Consider the following 15,897-nt stretch of genomic DNA (forward strand, 5'->3'; position numbering starts at 1 on the left):
CCGGGGGCGGGCGGCTGCGGGGCCGGGGGCATGCCGGCGCGGCCGGGCGCGTCGAAGCCGGGGCCGGCGGGGGCGCCCGGACGCGGGCCCGCGGGGGCCGGTGCGGGGGCGCCCGGGGTGAATCCGGCCGCGGGGGCGCCGCCGCGGGCGCCGGGGACGCCGGGCGGAGCGGGGGTGCGGACCGGCAGCGGGCCGGGGGCCGGGGCGGCGGGCGTACGCGTGGGCAGCGCGGGCTCGGGGCCGGCGGGTGCCGGGGTGCGGCTCGGCAGCGCCGGGGCCTGGGAGCGCGGTGCGGGCGCGGCGGGCGCGGACTTGCGCGGGGCGAACCAGTTGTTGGCCGCCGGTGCCGGCTCCTCCGGTTCGGCCGGCTCCGCGGGCGCGGCGGACGCGGCGGGCCCGGCGGCCGGTTCGGCGCGCTCGGGCTCCGCCTCCGCGCCGGCGGCGGCGACCGGCTTGCGTACGACCACCGGCGGGATCGGCCGCGAACCCGGGATGTTGATCCGGATGCGGGTCGTCAGGGTGGTCTCGGTCTTCGGCCCGTCGGTGTCGGGCCTGGACGGGTTCGAGGTCACAGAGTTCTCCTCCGAGGCAGTCGCTGCCGGGTCCGTGGACGGGTACTGGCCGGTTCCGTACGGCGGCGTACCCGAGGGGTAGGCGGCTCCGCCGCGCCCCTGGGGCCCGGAGGACGAACGGTCGGTTTCACGACTCAAGGCAGGTTCTCCCGGTTGGCTCCGCCGCCCGTCGTACCGTGCGCGGGCAGCTCGGCGGCCCGACCACCATACTGGCCGAGGCCCGCAGGCAACTGACCTAGGGGAATCACTGGTTCCCCTTCGCCCTTCCCAAGCCGCCCGCGCACGCACTGCGCCCTGCGGCCCAACCCCCCGCGGGCGCGCACCGAGGCCGAGTTCAACGGCTTGTCAGCGGCCGGGCGGCGCGGCCGAAACCGGCCGGTCGTACGGGAGGCGCAGCGTGGCGCACATCACAGCCACCACGGCTCCACCCAAAAGGTAGGCGTACATGGCGATTCCGGACGAACCGAGCAGGAAGTCGCCCTCGGGGCGCGGCACGCCGAGTGCCACGTACGCCAGGAACCAGCCGACCACGCCGGCGCCCGTGCCGAGCCCGGACCCGAGGGCGATCCGGCCGCCGAGGAACAGTCCGAAGAGGGCCAGCAGCGCCAGCACGAGGCCGCCGGGGAACCACAGGTCCACGACGAGCCAGCCGGCCAGGCCGGTCGGCACGCCGGCCGCCAACAGCCCGAGCAGGGCGGCGATCCGCCCCGGGGTCAGGGGCCGGCTCATGCGGGCACCCCGGCGAACAGGTCCTGCTCGCGCTCGCCGGCGGGGGCGCCGGGGCGGCCGTGGACGAGCTCGTAGTACTCGCGGGCGAACAGCGGCTGGGCGAGGTCGTTGGAGAGCGCGAAGAAGGGGCCGTCCACCGCGATCTGGGTGGCGTGGGCCCGCATCGCGGCCGCCTTGGCCGCCACGACGGCCTCGTCGGCGCCGATCTCGGCGGTGATGCGGTCGTCTGCGACGACACCGGGTACGTCCTCGGGCGAAGCCAGCCCCGGGAACGGGGTCTTGGTGCCGGCGGCCCGCAGCCGGGCGAAGCCCTCCTCGACCACCGAGCGCGGCACGCGGTTCCAGTAGATCTTCGCGATCTCGTGGGCATCGCCGAGGTCGCGGCGGTACGTGGGCTCCGCGGCGAGTTCCGCGGCGCGCATGGCGACCCGGTGCGCCTGGATGTGGTCGGGGTGCCCGTACCCGCCCTCGGGGTCGTAGGTGACGAGCACCTGCGGGCGCAGCTCCCGGATCACCTCGACCAGGTGGGCGGCGGCCTCGTCCACCTCCGCCGACCAGAAGGAGCCGGGGCGGCGGTTCTGCTCCACACCCATCATCCCGGAGTCGCGGAAGCGGCCCGGCCCGCCGAGGAACCGGTGGTCGGTGACGCCCAGTTCCGCCATGGCGGCGGCGAGCTCGCCGACGCGGTGCGGGCCGAGCGTGTCGTCGCGGTCGGCCGCCAGGTGGGCGAGCTCGGCCGGGATGACCTCACCCTCCTCGCCGAGGGTGCAGGTCACCAGCGCGACGTGCGCCCCCTCGGCCGCGTACTTGGCCATGGTGACGCCGTTGTTGATGGACTCGTCGTCCGGGTGCGCGTGCACCAGGAGCAGACGACGGGCGGGAAGACCGTTCATGGTCCAAGCCTACGAGCAAGTCGCAGGCGACCTACAGCTTGAGGCCACTGATCATGCTGGCCACGTTCGTGGTCAGCTGGCTGAGCGTCGGCGCGATGGTCGAACTGGCCAGGTAGAACCCGAGGAGCACACAGACAGCGGCGTGTCCCGCCTTCAGGCCCGACCGGCGGACCAGCAGGAAGACGACGATCGCCAGCAGCACCACGGCCGAGATCGAGAGTGCCACGGCGTTTCACCTCCACGTCGAGCGGACATCGGTACGCGTACTCGTACTCAGTGCTCGGCGGAGTCATACCCACCGTGCGCTACGGATCATAACTATCCGTACCAGCGCATCGATCGAATTCCGGCAGCACGAGGGGCGCACGCCGCGCATGCGCAGGGTCACGGGGGTGGCCGGCCGGGGAGCCGGTACGCCTCCCCGGCCGGCCGTCGGCACCCGCACGGCCGCACCTGCCCAGGCTGCCTGGCCCGCATCTCGGGACAGAAACGGTCAAGTTGCCTGGATGTAAACCGGGTTGGGGTGACAGCGGCCACCACGCCGCGAAATCGCCGCGGTGGCCGAAAATCGCCGTCGGTGCGAGGCCGCCGGCGCCGTGTCGCGCCGAATCCGTCAGGAGCGCACCGGCGCGGACCGCCCGGGGCGCTCCACGGCACGTTACCTCGCGCGCCTTCCCGTAGCAGCGCGAAGCATGCGTCCGCGCGCCCCGAACTGCCGCCCTGCGCCGGGTCCTGCGCCGGGCAACACCCCCCCTCGGGACCGGCCCGCTCAGACCGGCGGGTGCAGCGGCCCCCGGGGCGCGGGCGGCGGCGGGAGCTCCCCGGCCGGCGGGACCACCTGCTTCTCCGCCGCGAAGTGGCAGGCCGACGGGTGGGCCGCGGGGCCCGAGGGGAAGACCTGGGGGACCGCCAGCAGCGGGACCTCGGCGGCGCACTTGTCCTGCGCCTTCCAGCAGCGGGTACGGAAGGGGCAGCCCGACGGCGGGTTCGCCGGCGAGGGCACGTCGCCGCTCAGGATGATCCGCTCCCGGTGGGCGCGGGCGTGCGGGTCCGGCACCGGCACCGCCGACAGCAGGGCCTGGGTGTACGGGTGGGTGGGGTGGTCGTAGATCTGGGTGTCGGTGCCGATCTCCACGATCCGGCCCAGGTACATCACCCCGACCCGGTCGGAGATGTGCCGGACGATCGACAGGTCGTGCGCGATGAAGACGTAGGACAGGTCGAACTCGTCCTGGAGCCGCTCCAGCAGGTTGACCACCTGCGCCTGCACCGACACGTCGAGCGCGGAGACCGGCTCGTCCGCGACGATCACCTCCGGCCGCAGGGCGAGGCCGCGGGCGATGCCGATGCGCTGGCGCTGGCCGCCGGAGAACTGGTGCGGATAGCGGTTGATGTACTCCGGGTTCAGGCCGACCACCTCCAGGAGCTCCTGGACCCTGCGCCGCCGGTCGCCCTTCGGGGCGGCCTCCGGGTGGATCTCGTACGGCTCGCCGATGATGTCGCCGACCGTCATCCGCGGGTTCAGCGAGGTGTACGGGTCCTGGAAGACCATCTGGATGTTGCGCCGCACGGCCTTCAGGGCCCGCCCGGACAGCTTCGTGATGTCCTCGCCCTTGTACGAGATCGCGCCCCTGGTCGGGCGTTCCAGGTTGACCAGCATCTTGGCCACGGTGGACTTGCCGCAGCCCGACTCCCCGACGATGCCGAGGGTTTCCCCCCGGGCCAGGTCGAAGGAGACCCCGTCGACAGCCTTGACCGCACCGACCTGCTTCTTGAAGAGGATGCCCTGGGTGAGCGGGTAGTGCTTGACCAGGTCGCGGACCTCCAGGACGGGCTCAGCCACCGAGGCACTCCTTCCAGAAGAAGCACGCGCTCCTGCGGCCCTCGGCGACGTGGGCCAGCGGCGGCACGTCGGTGCGGCAGACCGCCTGCGCCATCGGGCAGCGCGGGTTGAAGGCGCAGCCGGGCGGGATGGCCAGCAGGCTCGGCGGCAGGCCCTTGATCGCGTAGAGCTCCTGGCCCTTCTGGTCCAGGCGCGGGATCGAGTCGAGCAGGCCGCGGGTGTACGGGTGGGCGGGCGCCCGGTAGAGGTCGTGGACGGGGGCCGCCTCGACGATCCGGCCCGCGTACATCACCGCGATCCGGTCCGCGACGTCGGCGACGACGCCGAGGTCGTGGGTGATCAGGATCAGGCCCATGTTCAGCTCCCGCTGCAGCTCCGCCAGCAGGTCCATCACCTGGGCCTGGACGGTGACGTCCAGGGCCGTCGTCGGCTCGTCGGCGATGATCAGCGCGGGCTCCAGGGCCAGCGCCATCGCGATCATGATGCGCTGGCGCATGCCGCCCGAGAACTGGTGGGGGTAGTCGCCCACCCGCTGGCGGGCCGCCGGGATCTTCACCCGGTCCATCAGCTCGACCGCCCTGGCCCGGGCGTCCTTGCGGGACATCCCGCGGTGCACCTCGTACATCTCCCCCAGCTGCGCGCCCACGGTGAGCACCGGGTTCAGCGAGGACAGCGCGTCCTGGAAGATCATCGCCATCTCGGAGCCGCGGATCCGGCGCCGCTCCTCCTCCTTCACCCTCAGCAGGTCCTTGCCCTTGAAGAGGATCTCGCCGCCCGCGATCCGGCCCGGAGGCATGTCGAGGATCCCCATCACGGCCTGGGCGGTCACCGATTTGCCGGACCCTGACTCGCCCAGCACGGCGAGCGTCTCACCCTCGTCCACCGCGTAGCTCACCCCGTTGACGGCCTTGGCGACGCCCTCGCGGGTGGTGAACTCCACGTGCAGGTCGCGCACTTCGAGCAGCATGGGCACCGGCTCCTCAGCGCAGCTTGGGGTCGAGGGCGTCGCGCACCGCGTCGCCGAGCATGATGAACGCGAGCACGGTGATGCTCAGCGCGCCCGCCGGCCAGAGCAGCATGTGCGGGGCGTTGCGGATCTGCGGGGCCGCGTTGGAGATGTCGATGCCCCAGGAGACGGTGGGCGGGCGCAGCCCCACGCCGAGGTAGGACAGGGTGGCCTCCAGGGCGATGTACGTGCCCAGCGCGATGGTGGCGACGACGATGACCGGGGCGACGGCGTTGGGCGCGACGTGCCGCAGCAGCAGCCGGGCGTTGCCGGCGCCCAGCGCCCGGGCGGCCTGGACGTAGTCGTTGTGTTTGGCGGTGATCACCGATCCGCGGGCGATGCGGGCGATCTGCGGCCAGCCGAGCAGCACGATGAAGCCGACCACCGGCCAGACGGTGTCGCCGGTGACCACGGACAGGAAGACCAGGCCGCCGAGGACCACGGGGATGCCGAAGAAGATGTCGGCGACCCGGGAGAGCAGGGCGTCGCCCCAGCTGCCGTAGAAGCCGGCGAGGCCGCCGAGGAGGGAGCCGAGCAGCGCGGCCCCGAGGGTGGCGCAGACGCCGACCGTGATCGAGGCCCGCGCCCCGTACACGGTGCGGGTGTACACGTCGCAGCCCTGGGTGTCGTAGCCGAAGGGGTGCCCGGGGGCCGAGCCCTCCTGCGATTTGGACAGGTCGCAGTGGAGCGGGTCGCCGCTGGCGATGAGCTGGGGCCAGATCGCGATCACGACGAGGAAGAGGATCAGCAGGGCGGAGACGACGAAGACGGGGTTGCGGCACAGCTGGTGCCAGGCGTCGGACCACAGCGAGCGGGCTTTTCGGGCCGGGCCGGTCCCGCCGGGGCCGTCGTTGCCGAGCGGCTTCTCCAGGCTCTCGGCCTCCTCCAGCGCCAGGTCCATGGGTCCGCCCTGTCCGGTGGGTGCGATGGCTTCGTCCTCGCCCGGGTTGAGCGGGTCGTACGGCTCGGGCTCAGGCATAGCGGATCCTCGGGTCCAGGACCGCGTAGAGCAGGTCGACCAGCAGGTTCGCCACCAGGAAGACGATGACGAGGATGGTCACGAAGCCGACCACCGTGGGCGAGTTGTTGCGCAGGATGCCCTGGTAGAGCAGGAAGCCGACGCCGTGGATGTTGAAGATCCGCTCGGTGATGATGGCGCCGCCCATCAGGGCGCCGATGTCGGTGCCGATGAAGGTGACGACGGGGATCAGCGAGTTGCGCAGCAGGTGGCGGGTGACGACCCGGTGGCGCGGCAGCCCCTTGGCGGTCGCGGTGCGCACGTAGTCGGCCTTGACGTTCTCGGCGATGGAGGTGCGCGAGAGGCGGGTGACGTACGCGAGGGAGACGAGCGCGAGGACGATGCCGGGCAGGATCAGCTCGTTGAGGGGCGCGCCCGGGGAGACCGAGGGGTGGACCCAGCGCAGCTTGACGCCGAACAGGTACTGGAGCAGGTAGCCCGTCACGAAGGTCGGCACCGAGATGACGATCAGGGTGAGCACCAGCACGCCGGAGTCGACGGCCTTGCCGCGGCGCAGCCCGCTGATCACGCCGAGGGTGATGCCGACGACGATCTCGATGACGATGGCGACGCAGGTCAGCCGCAGCGTGACGGCGAAGGCACCGGCCATCAGCTCGGTGACTTCCTGGCCGTTGAAGGCCCTGCCGAAGTCCCCCTGGAAGATCTGGCCCATGTAGTGGAGGTACTGCTGCCACAGGGGCCGGTCGAGGTAGAGGTCCCTGCGGATGCGCGCGGCGGTGGCCGGGTCGGGCGCCTTGTCGCCGAAGAGGGCGGCGACGGGGTCGCCGAGCGCGTACACCATGAAGAAGATCAGGAACGTGCTGCCGATGAACACCGGGATCATCTGCAGCAGCCGCCGGATCACATAACGTCCCACGGAGGGCTCCAGGGTGTCGGTGGCGGGTCAGCTGACCTTGATCTCGTTGTAGACGGGGACGCTGAACTGGTTGAGCGCCACGTTGGAGAGGCGTTCGCCGTAGCCGGCGCTGCCGTTCTGGTACCAGAGCGGGATGGCCGGCATCTGCTCGGCGAGGATCTTCTCGGCGTCCTGGAACTTGGCGATGGCCTTGGCGGGATCGCTCTCCTGGTTGGCCTCGTCGATGAGCTTGTCGAAGCCCGGGTCGCTGAACTTGCCGTAGTTGGAGGAGGCCCCGGTGAAGTACAGCGGCTGCAGGAAGTTCTGGATCAGCGGGTAGTCGGCCTGCCAGCCGGAGCGGAACGGGCCGGTCAGCTTGTAGGAGCTCTGCTGGTTGCGGAAGTCGGCGAAGGTGCCGACCGGGTTGACCGTGCAGACCGGGCCCTCGCCGAGGGCGTTGTTGATGCTGTTGCAGACCGCGTCCATCCAGTCGCGGTGCGATCCGGTGTCCACGTTGGAGGTCAGGGTGACCTTGCCGCCGGGCAGGCCGCCGCCCTCCTGGATCAGCTTCTTCGCCTCCACGGGGTCGTACGTGCAGGCGCTGCCGCACAGCGTGGAGCTGAAGCCGCCCTTGGCGCCGAGGGCCGGGGAGGTCCAGTCCTTGGCCGGGGTGCGGGTCTCGCGGAAGATCTGCTTGGTGATCTCGTCGCGGTTGATGGCCATCGAGATGCCGCGGCGGACCTTCTCCATGCCCTCCTTGTTCCACTGGGGCTGGTACAGCGGGAAGGTGAGGGTCTGGATGATCAGGGCCGGCTGGTTGATGTACCGGTCGCCGAGGTCGTTCTTGACGTTCTTCAGCTGCTGCGCGGGCACATCGTCGACGAGGTCGAGGTTGCCCGAGATCAGGTCGGTGTAGGCCGTGTTGTTGTCGGTGTAGACCTTCAGGTCCACTCCGCCGTTCTGCGCCTTGTCCGCGCCCGGGTAGCCGTCCCACGCGCGCAGCTTCATGCCGGTGCCCTTGGTGTAGGAGTCCACCGTGTACGGGCCGTTGCCGACGGGCTTGTCCAGCCAGCCGGCGTGGTCGCTGAAGAAGGCCTTGGGCAGCGGGGAGAAGGCCTGGTAGCCGAGGGTGTCGGGCCAGGTGGAGAACTTCTTGTCGAGGGCCACCGTGAAGGTCTTGTCGTCCTTGACCACCAGGCCGGACATGGTCTTGGCCGTGGGCTCGCCGGAGGCGGGGTGGAGGTCCGCGTAGCCCACGATGTCGGCGAAGAACGGCGCGTTGTTCTGCTTGTTGCGCACGTCCGCGGCGTAATTCCAGGCGTCCACGAAGGAGTGGGCCGTGACCGGCTCGCCGTTGCTGAACGTCCAGCCGTCCTTCACGGTGATCGTGAAGTTCTGGCTGTCGGTCGTCTCGATCTTCTCGGCGAGCATGTTCGTGGCCGCGCCGGTCTTCGGGTCGTAGCGCTTGAGCCCGCGGAAGAGCATGTCGAGGACCTTGCCGCCCTGCACCTCGTTGGTGTTGGCCGGCTCCAGCGGGTTCTGCGGATCACCCCAGGAGGAGCTGACGATTCCCGCGCCACCGCCCCCGCCACTGTCGCCCCCGCCGCCGCAGGCCGTCGCCGCGAGGGCGACGGCCAGTGCACATGCGGCCCACGTGGCACGGGTGGCTCCGCGCATGGAGTGCCTCCTATGACTCCCAAGATTCACTTGGGGCCAATGTCACCCCCTTGGGGAGCCGGTGCACTCCTGGTTGCACCGAATGCACCCGTGCGCGCGGCGCCTGTCACCCCTGGGAGTGCAAAGCCAGCTCCCAGGTGTCCACCGCGTAGTGCAGGCGCATTCCGTGCGCCTCGTACAGCGTGAGTGCGCCCGTCTCGTTGCGGATGTCGACGCCGAGGCCGACGGTGTCGCGGCCGCGCGCCGCGTGGGCGGCGAAGCCGTGGCGCAGGAGGTGGCCGCCGATGCCGCGGCCGCGCAGCTCCTTCCGTACGCCGAGGTGGCTGATCCAGGCCATGCTGGTGCGGTCGTCACGGCTGAGCAGGACGGCCGCGTCGCCGTGGCCGGGCAGGCTCGCGATCCACACCAGGGACCAGTCCAGGGCGCGGGCGTCGAGGTGGTCCAGCCAGGCCTCGTGCTCGCGTTCGACGTGGCCGTAGTGGGCGGCGAAGGTCTCCTCCACCAGGGCGTGGGCGCGGCGCCGGTCGGCCTCGTCGCCGGCGCAGTCGCGCAGGACCAGCCCCTCGGGCGGGGCGGGCGGCCGGTCGGCGGCCGGGGACAGGGAGCGGGTCATCACCTGGTAGCGGCGCACGCTGCGGTAGCGGCGCCCGGTCAGCAGGGTCAGGTCGAGGGTGGGTTCGGCGTTGAGCTGGAGGCGCAGCCGGCCGTCCGGCGCCCCGGAGGCCATCGTGCGGGCACGGGTCTCCATCCGCGTCAGCACGGCGAGCGCGGCCCGGTCGTGGCCGGGCAGTACGTAGTGGTCGCCGTCGATCCGGCCCGGCCCGGAGTCGGCCCACACCAGGCCGTAGGCGACGAGCCGGCCGCCCTCGAAGGCGAGCCAGGAATCGGTGGCGAGGTCGACGCCGGGGTGGTGGAGGTCGGCCTCGACCGCGGCGAGGTCGGTCTCGGGCCTGCCGATCTCGATCACGTCGACGGCGTTGAGCAGGGCGCAGATGTCGGACGCGTCCGAGGGGCCGGCCGCCCGGACGGTCATCACGTCGGTCATCGGGCCACTGTCCGCCCGCCCGCGGGGCTCCCGCAACTGCCTTTCGGCGCACCGGTCTTCGCCGGGCCACCGCCCCCGCAATGCGCCAGGGCGCCTGCCGCCGGAGGGATCCGGCGGCAGGCGCCCTGGGATGCGTACGCGGGAGGGTCAGACGGCCAGGACGGCCCGCTCCTCCGCGAAGTGGCACGCCGACTCGTGCGCCGCGAGGGTGTTCTGGCCCTGGTAGCGCTCCGGGACGGCCAGCACCGGCTGCTCGGTGGCGCACTTGTCCTGCGCCTTCCAGCAGCGGGTGCGGAAGCGGCAGCCCGACGGCGGGTTGGCCGGCGAGGGGACGTCACCGGTGAGGATGATCCGCTCGCGGCCCTCACGGGCGTCCGGGTCCGGCACCGGCACGGCCGAGAGCAGGGCCTGGGTGTACGGGTGGGTCGGGTGGTCGTAGATCTGGGCGTCGGTGCCGATCTCGGCCATCTTGCCCAGGTACATCACGCCGACGCGGTCGGAGATGTGCCGGACGATCGACAGGTCGTGCGCGATGAAGACGTAGCTCAGGTCGAACTCGTCCTGGAGCTTCTCCATCAGGTTGACGACCTGCGCCTGCACCGACACGTCGAGCGCGGAGACCGGCTCGTCGCAGATGATGATCTCCGGGTTGAGCGCGAGGCCGCGGGCGATGCCGATGCGCTGGCGCTGGCCGCCGGAGAACTGGTGCGGGTAGCGGTTGATGTACTCCGGGTTCAGGCCCACGACGTCCAGGAGCTCCTGGACCTTGCGGCGCCGGTCGCCCTTGGGAGCCACCTCGGGGTGGATCTCGAAGGGCTCCCCGATGATGTCGCCGACCGTCATGCGCGGGTTCAGCGAGGTGTACGGGTCCTGGAACACCATCTGGATGTTGCGGCGGACCTCCTTGAGGGCCCTGCCGGACAGCTTGGTGATGTCCGTGCCCTTGTAGAAGATCTCGCCCGCGGTGGCCTTCTCCAGGTTCATCAGGAGCTTGGCGACGGTGGACTTGCCGCAGCCGGACTCGCCGACGATGCCGAGGGTCTCGCCCCGGTACAGGTCGAAGGAGACGCCGTCGACGGCCTTGACCGCACCGACCTGCTTCTTGAACAGGATGCCCTGGGTCAGCGGGAAGTGCTTGACCAGATTGCGCACTTGGAGGATCGGCTCGCGCTCGGTGGTGTTCTTGCTGAGCTCAGCCATGGAGCTGCTCCTTCCAGAAGTGGCACGCGCTGCCGCGGCCGGGCAGCTCGGTGCCGTCCTGCTCGGTCACCCGGTGCAGGGCAGGCACCTCGGTGCGGCAGATGTCCTGCGCCTTGGGGCAGCGCGGGTTGAAGGCGCAGCCCGGGGGGATGTTCAGCAGGTTGGGCGGCAGGCCCTTGATCGCGTAGAGCTCCTGGCCCTTCTGGTCCAGGCGCGGGATCGAGTCCAGCAGACCGCGGGTGTACGGGTGCGCCGGGCGCTTGTAGATCTCGTGGACCGGGGCGGTCTCGACGATCCGGCCGCCGTACATGACGGCGATCTTGTCCGCGACGTCGGCGACGACGCCGAGGTCGTGGGTGATCAGGATCAGGCCCATGTTCATCTCGCGCTGGAGCTCCGCGAGCAGGTCCATGACCTGGGCCTGGACCGTCACGTCGAGGGCCGTGGTCGGCTCGTCGGCGATGATCAGGTCCGGCTCCAGGGCCATCGCCATGGCGATCATGATGCGCTGGCGCATACCGCCGGAGAACTGGTGGGGGTAGTCGCCCACGCGCGCCTTGGCGGCGGGGATCTTCACCCGGTCCATCAGCTCGATGGCCTTGGCCAGGGAGTCCTTCTTCGACATCCCGCGGTGCACGCGGAACATCTCGCCGAGCTGGGCGCCGACGGTGTGCACCGGGTTCAGCGAGGACAGGGCGTCCTGGAAGATCATCGCGATCTTGGAGCCGCGGATCTTGCGGTACTCCTCGGCCGGGAGCTTCAGCAGGTCGGTGCCCTGGAAGAGGATCTCGCCCGAGGGAATCTTGCCGGGCGGCATGTCGAGGATGCCCATGATGGCCTGCGCCGTCACGGACTTGCCCGAGCCGGACTCGCCGAGGACGGCGAGGGTCTCGCCGGCGTTCACCGAGTACGAGACGCCGTTGACGGCCTTGGCCACGCCGTCGCGGGTGTGGAACTCGACGTGCAGGTCGCGCACTTCGAGGAGCGGGGTGCCCTCCGGCGCCGATCGGGGCGCGGGGACGTTCGAGGTCTGGTCGATGATGGTCAACGTACGCCCTTCCTCAGCGCAGCTTCGGGTCGAGGGCGTCGCGCACCGCGTCGCCGACCATGATGAACGCGAGCACGGTGACGCTCAGCGCGGCGGCCGGGAACAGCAGCATGTGCGGAGCCTGCAGGAAGCGCGCCTGGGCGTCGCTCACCATCAGGCCCCAGGAGATCTCCGGCGCCTGGACGCCGACACCCAGGTAGGACAGGGCGGCTTCGGCCGAGATGTACACACCGAGGCTGATCGCACCGACGACGATGACCGGTGCGATCGCGTTCGGCATGATGTGCCGCAGCGTGATCCGCCAGGTGCCGGCGCCGAGGGCGCGGGCGGCCATGACGTAGTCGTTGTGCTTGTTCGCCAGGACCGAGGACCGCATGATGCGGAAGATCTGCGGCCAGCCGAGGGTGGCGAGGACCAGGGAGACGGTCCAGGCGTTGCCCTTGCCGAGGCCCGACATGATCAGCATGCCGCCGAGCATCAGCGGGATGGCGAAGAAGATCTCGGCGAAGCGGGACAGCGCCGTGTCGACGAAGCCGCCGAACCAGCCGGCCAGCAGGCCCGTGGTGACGCCGAGCAGCAGCACCATCGTGGTGGTGGCGATGCCGACGATGATCGAGTTGCTGGCGGCGTACACGGAGCGCGCGTACACGTCGCAACCCTGGACGTCGGTGCCGAAGACGTGGTCGCCCGACGGCTTCAGCATCGAGTTCTTCAGGTCGCAGGGCGCGTAGGCGTCGACGGCCGTGAAGAGCGACGGCCACACGGAGACCAGCGCCATGAAGAGGACCAGCGCGCCACCGATCAGGAAGATCGGGTTGCGGCGCAGGTCGCGGATCGCGTCGGACCAGAGGCTGGCCGCGCGCTCCTTCTTGGCGGGCTGTTCGGCTGCGGCGCCGGCGGAGGAGGTGCCGGCGGTCTGAACCTCGGTCAACTCGTCCCCCACCGTGGTTGTGTCACGCATAACGGATCCTCGGGTCGAGCACGGCGTAGAGCAGGTCCACGATCAGGTTGGCGAGCATGTAGACGAGGACGAGGAGGGTCACGATGCCCACCACGACCACGCCCTGCTTCTGCCAGACGTACATGGCGAGGGTGCCGCCGATGCCGTGGATGTTGAAGATCTTCTCGGTGATGACCGCGCCGCCCATCAGGGAGCCGAGGTCGGCGCCGAGGAAGGTGATGATCGGGATCAGCGCGTTGCGCAGCGCGTGGTTGACCACGACGCGGCGGCGGGGCAGGCCCTTCGCGGTCGCGGTGCGCACGTAGTCGGCGCGCATCGTCTCCATGAGGCTGGTGCGGGTCAGGCGGGCCACGTACGCCAGGGACGTCGTGGCGAGCACGAATCCCGGCAGCAGGTAGGCGCGGATGCCGTCGGCCTCGTTGAAGGAGATCGGGAAGAAGTCGATGCCCCAGGCGTTCTTCAGCTGCAGGCCCAGGACGAGCTGGAGCACGAAGCCGAAGACGAAGACCGGGATGGAGATGACCAGCAGGGTGGAGATCAGCACCAGCTGGTCGATGAACTTGCCGCGGCGCAGCGCGGACAGGACGCCGGCGGCGATGCCGATGACGGCCTCGATGACGAAGGCGACCAGCGCGAGGTTCACCGTGTACGGGAACGCCTCGGTGATCAGGTCGAGAACCTGGCGGCCCTGGAGCGTCTCACCGAAGTTCCCCTGGAACAGGTTGGTGATGTAGTGCCAGTACTGCAGCAGGAACGGGTCGTCGAGGTTGTACTTCGCCCGCAGCATCGCTGCCACGGTCGGGTCTGCCTTCTTGTCGCCCGCCAGCGCCGAAATGGGATCGCCGGGCAGGCTGAAGGCGAGGTAGTAAATCATGAACGTGGCGCCGAGGATCACAGGGATCGCCTGTATCAGTCGGCGGATGAGGTAGCGGCCCATCAGACCTCCAACAAGAACAGGGGGAAAGGGCGGGCAGACGGAAACCTGATTCCGCCTACCCGCCCCCAGGTACTCCCCTAAGTGAAGAGGGGTGTTAGTTGAGCTCGACGTTCGCCAGGTCCATGCGGCCCTGGGCGTCGACCTCGACGTTCTTCACGGACTTGGAGTAGGCCGAAGAAGACATGTAGGTGAAGACCGGGATGTACGGCAGGTCCTTGATGATGATGTCGTCGGCCTGCTGGTACAGCTTCTGGCCCTCGGCCGGGTCCGTGGCCTTGTCGGCCGCGTCCATGACCTTCTCGAACTCGTCGTTCTTGTAGTGGCCGTAGTTGGAGCCGTTGTCGATCGCGACCTTCGAGAAGATCGGACGGAGGTAGTTCTCGGCGGCCGGGTAGTCCATCGACCACGCCATGCGGAACGCGCCCTTGTACTTGGCGGCGCCCAGGTCGTCCAGCAGGTCGCCGAACTTGGCGTACGGCTTGGCGGTGACCTCGATGCCGAGGTTCGCCTTCAGCTGGTTGGCGACGGCCTCGATCCACTCCTTGTGGCCGCCGTCGGCGTTGTAGCCGAGCTCCAGCTTGTTGCCGGGGATGCCGCCGGCCTGCTGGAAGAGCTCCTTGGCCTTGGTCGGGTTGTACGTACCGGCCTCGCCCAGGGCGCCCTTGCGGTAGCCCGGGATGATCGGGCTGATGAAGTCGTCGGCCGGCTTGCGGGTGCCGTTGAAGATGGTCTTCGTGATGGCGTCCCGGTCGATGGCCATCGAGATCGCCTTGCGGATCTCGACCTTGCCGAACGCCTCGGGGTTGGTCTCGAGCGGCAGGCCGATGTAACCGACGGCCGACTCCGGCTTGTAGATGTAGCGGTCGCCGAACTCCTGGGAGACGGTGGCCATCGCGGAGATCGGGAGCTTGTCGACGATCTGGATGTTGTCGGCGCGCAGGTCGTTGTACGCCGTGTCCAGGTTGTCGTAGATCTTGAAGGTGACGCCCTGGAGCTTGGCGCGGCCCTCGGAGGGGTACTTGTCGTACCGCTTCACCTTGATCTGCTTGTTGTGGTCCCAGGCGCCGTCCATCTGGAACGGACCGTTGCCGATCGGAGCCTCGCCGAACTTCTTCGGGTCGGCCTCGAACGCCTTGGGCAGCGGGTAGAAGGCGTTGTAGCCCAGCATGGTCTTGAACTGGGAGAAGGGGGCCTTCAGCGTGACGGTGAAGGTCTTCTCGTCGACGACCTTCAGACCCTTGAGCTCGGTGGCGGTGGGCTTCTTGTCCTTGCCCGGCGCCAGCTCGTCGGAGCCCTCGATCTTCGAGAAGAACGGCATGCCCTCGGCGGCGTTGTCCTGGTTGGCGCCCCAGTTCCAGGCGCGGACGAACGACTGCGCGTCGACCTTCTCACCGTTGTGGAAGGTGTAGCCGTCCTTGATCTTGATCGTCCAGGTCTTCGAGTCCGTCGTGTCGATGGACTCGGCGACCGCGAGCTTCGGCTCGTTGGTCTTGTTGTCGTAGTCGACCAGGCCGGTGAACAGGGCGTTGAGAACCTCGGCGCCCTCGGACTCGGCGGTGTTCTGGCCGATCAGACCGTGCTGCGGCTCGCCGAGCACCACGGTGATGTTGCCACCACCGGCCTTGTTGCCGGCGTCATCCTTGCTGGTGCTGCATGCCGTGGCGGCCATCGCCACGATGACGGCACCGGCGACCCACTTGGCGCTCGTTGCTCCGCGCATGGGTTATTGCCTCCTCAGGAGTCACTGTCGATACGTGAAGGACCCGGCTGGCGCTGACACCCCTGACAGCGAAATCCGGACCCGTCGTGTGTGCTCGTGAGTCGACGCTCCCCACAGCGTGTGACCCATTGACCCGAGCTCAATGGAGCCATCCTTAAGGAGACCCCGACCGTAAACCACACTTGGGTGGTCTCGTTTTCACAACATCGATCCGCGGCAGAAACCCGAAATCCGGACAAAGGGAACAGAGACAGACACGTGCGAAACGGACGGTTAGCTCACCTTCCGGAGCGTCACGGTCGGTATGCGGACACCAGAACGCAATAATCCACTTGACAAAAGCGAACAGCCCCTCCCCCCACGGTGATCCGTGGCGGGAGGGGCTGTGCGTC

14 protein-coding genes and 1 pseudogene are annotated in these 15,897 nt (G+C 69.7%); all 15 read right to left on the reverse strand.

Annotated features, from left to right (window positions below; all coding sequences use genetic code 11):
• A pseudogene (locus AB0F11_RS16450) lies at positions 1-572 on the reverse strand (hypothetical protein); the annotation flags it as partial.
• Between the two features lie 345 nt (positions 573-917).
• Positions 918-1,301 carry a DUF6113 family protein gene (locus tag AB0F11_RS16455; protein WP_362173385.1) on the reverse strand — a complete coding sequence of 128 codons (384 nt, stop codon included), beginning with the start codon at positions 1,299-1,301 and terminating at the stop codon, positions 918-920.
• Positions 1,298-2,194 (reverse strand): N-acetyl-1-D-myo-inositol-2-amino-2-deoxy-alpha-D-glucopyranoside deacetylase, encoded by an 897-nt coding sequence (gene mshB, locus AB0F11_RS16460; protein ID WP_362173388.1) that lies wholly within the window; start codon positions 2,192-2,194, stop codon positions 1,298-1,300. The genes AB0F11_RS16455 and mshB overlap by 4 nt, the downstream gene beginning before the upstream one ends.
• A 31-nt stretch (positions 2,195-2,225) precedes the next feature.
• Positions 2,226-2,420, reverse strand: coding sequence for a hypothetical protein (locus AB0F11_RS16465; RefSeq protein WP_030153401.1), 195 nt, complete (start codon positions 2,418-2,420; stop codon positions 2,226-2,228).
• Positions 2,421-2,963: 543 nt separating this feature from the next.
• On the reverse strand, positions 2,964-4,037 hold the full coding sequence (locus AB0F11_RS16470) for a dipeptide ABC transporter ATP-binding protein (protein ID WP_362173391.1): 1,074 nt from the start codon (positions 4,035-4,037) through the stop codon (positions 2,964-2,966).
• The gene (locus AB0F11_RS16475; protein WP_362173394.1) at positions 4,030-5,004 is read right to left on the reverse strand and encodes an ABC transporter ATP-binding protein; all 975 of its coding nucleotides are present in this window, start codon (positions 5,002-5,004) and stop codon (positions 4,030-4,032) included. Before AB0F11_RS16475 ends, AB0F11_RS16470 begins: the two co-directional genes overlap by 8 nt.
• A 13-nt stretch (positions 5,005-5,017) precedes the next feature.
• Positions 5,018-6,022: an ABC transporter permease gene (locus AB0F11_RS16480; protein WP_362173397.1), complete on the reverse strand. Its 1,005-nt coding sequence runs from the start codon at positions 6,020-6,022 to the stop codon at positions 5,018-5,020.
• Positions 6,015-6,938: an ABC transporter permease gene (locus AB0F11_RS16485; protein ID WP_362173400.1), complete on the reverse strand. Its 924-nt coding sequence runs from the start codon at positions 6,936-6,938 to the stop codon at positions 6,015-6,017. Before AB0F11_RS16485 ends, AB0F11_RS16480 begins: the two co-directional genes overlap by 8 nt.
• Positions 6,939-6,965: 27 nt before the next feature.
• Positions 6,966-8,594 carry an ABC transporter substrate-binding protein gene (locus tag AB0F11_RS16490; RefSeq protein ID WP_362173403.1) on the reverse strand — a complete coding sequence of 543 codons (1,629 nt, stop codon included), beginning with the start codon at positions 8,592-8,594 and terminating at the stop codon, positions 6,966-6,968.
• A gap of 106 nt (positions 8,595-8,700) precedes the next feature.
• On the reverse strand, positions 8,701-9,639 hold the full coding sequence (locus tag AB0F11_RS16495) for a GNAT family N-acetyltransferase (protein ID WP_362173406.1): 939 nt from the start codon (positions 9,637-9,639) through the stop codon (positions 8,701-8,703).
• A gap of 147 nt (positions 9,640-9,786) precedes the next feature.
• Complete coding sequence (locus AB0F11_RS16500) at positions 9,787-10,839, reverse strand: dipeptide ABC transporter ATP-binding protein (protein ID WP_362173409.1); 1,053 nt, start codon at positions 10,837-10,839, stop codon at positions 9,787-9,789.
• Positions 10,832-11,887, reverse strand: a complete 1,056-nt coding sequence (locus tag AB0F11_RS16505; RefSeq protein WP_362173412.1) for an ABC transporter ATP-binding protein — start codon at positions 11,885-11,887, stop codon at positions 10,832-10,834. Before AB0F11_RS16505 ends, AB0F11_RS16500 begins: the two co-directional genes overlap by 8 nt.
• Positions 11,888-11,900: 13 nt before the next feature.
• Positions 11,901-12,848 (reverse strand): ABC transporter permease, encoded by a 948-nt coding sequence (locus AB0F11_RS16510; RefSeq protein WP_362173415.1) that lies wholly within the window; start codon positions 12,846-12,848, stop codon positions 11,901-11,903.
• Positions 12,841-13,785: an ABC transporter permease gene (locus AB0F11_RS16515; RefSeq protein ID WP_362173418.1), complete on the reverse strand. Its 945-nt coding sequence runs from the start codon at positions 13,783-13,785 to the stop codon at positions 12,841-12,843. The genes AB0F11_RS16510 and AB0F11_RS16515 overlap by 8 nt, the downstream gene beginning before the upstream one ends.
• Positions 13,786-13,879: 94 nt before the next feature.
• Positions 13,880-15,505 (reverse strand): ABC transporter substrate-binding protein, encoded by a 1,626-nt coding sequence (locus AB0F11_RS16520; protein WP_362173421.1) that lies wholly within the window; start codon positions 15,503-15,505, stop codon positions 13,880-13,882.
• Positions 15,506-15,897: the final 392 nt, after the last annotated feature.

The organism is Streptomyces sp. NPDC032472, assembly GCF_040636955.1.
Classification (GTDB): domain Bacteria; phylum Actinomycetota; class Actinomycetes; order Streptomycetales; family Streptomycetaceae; genus Streptomyces.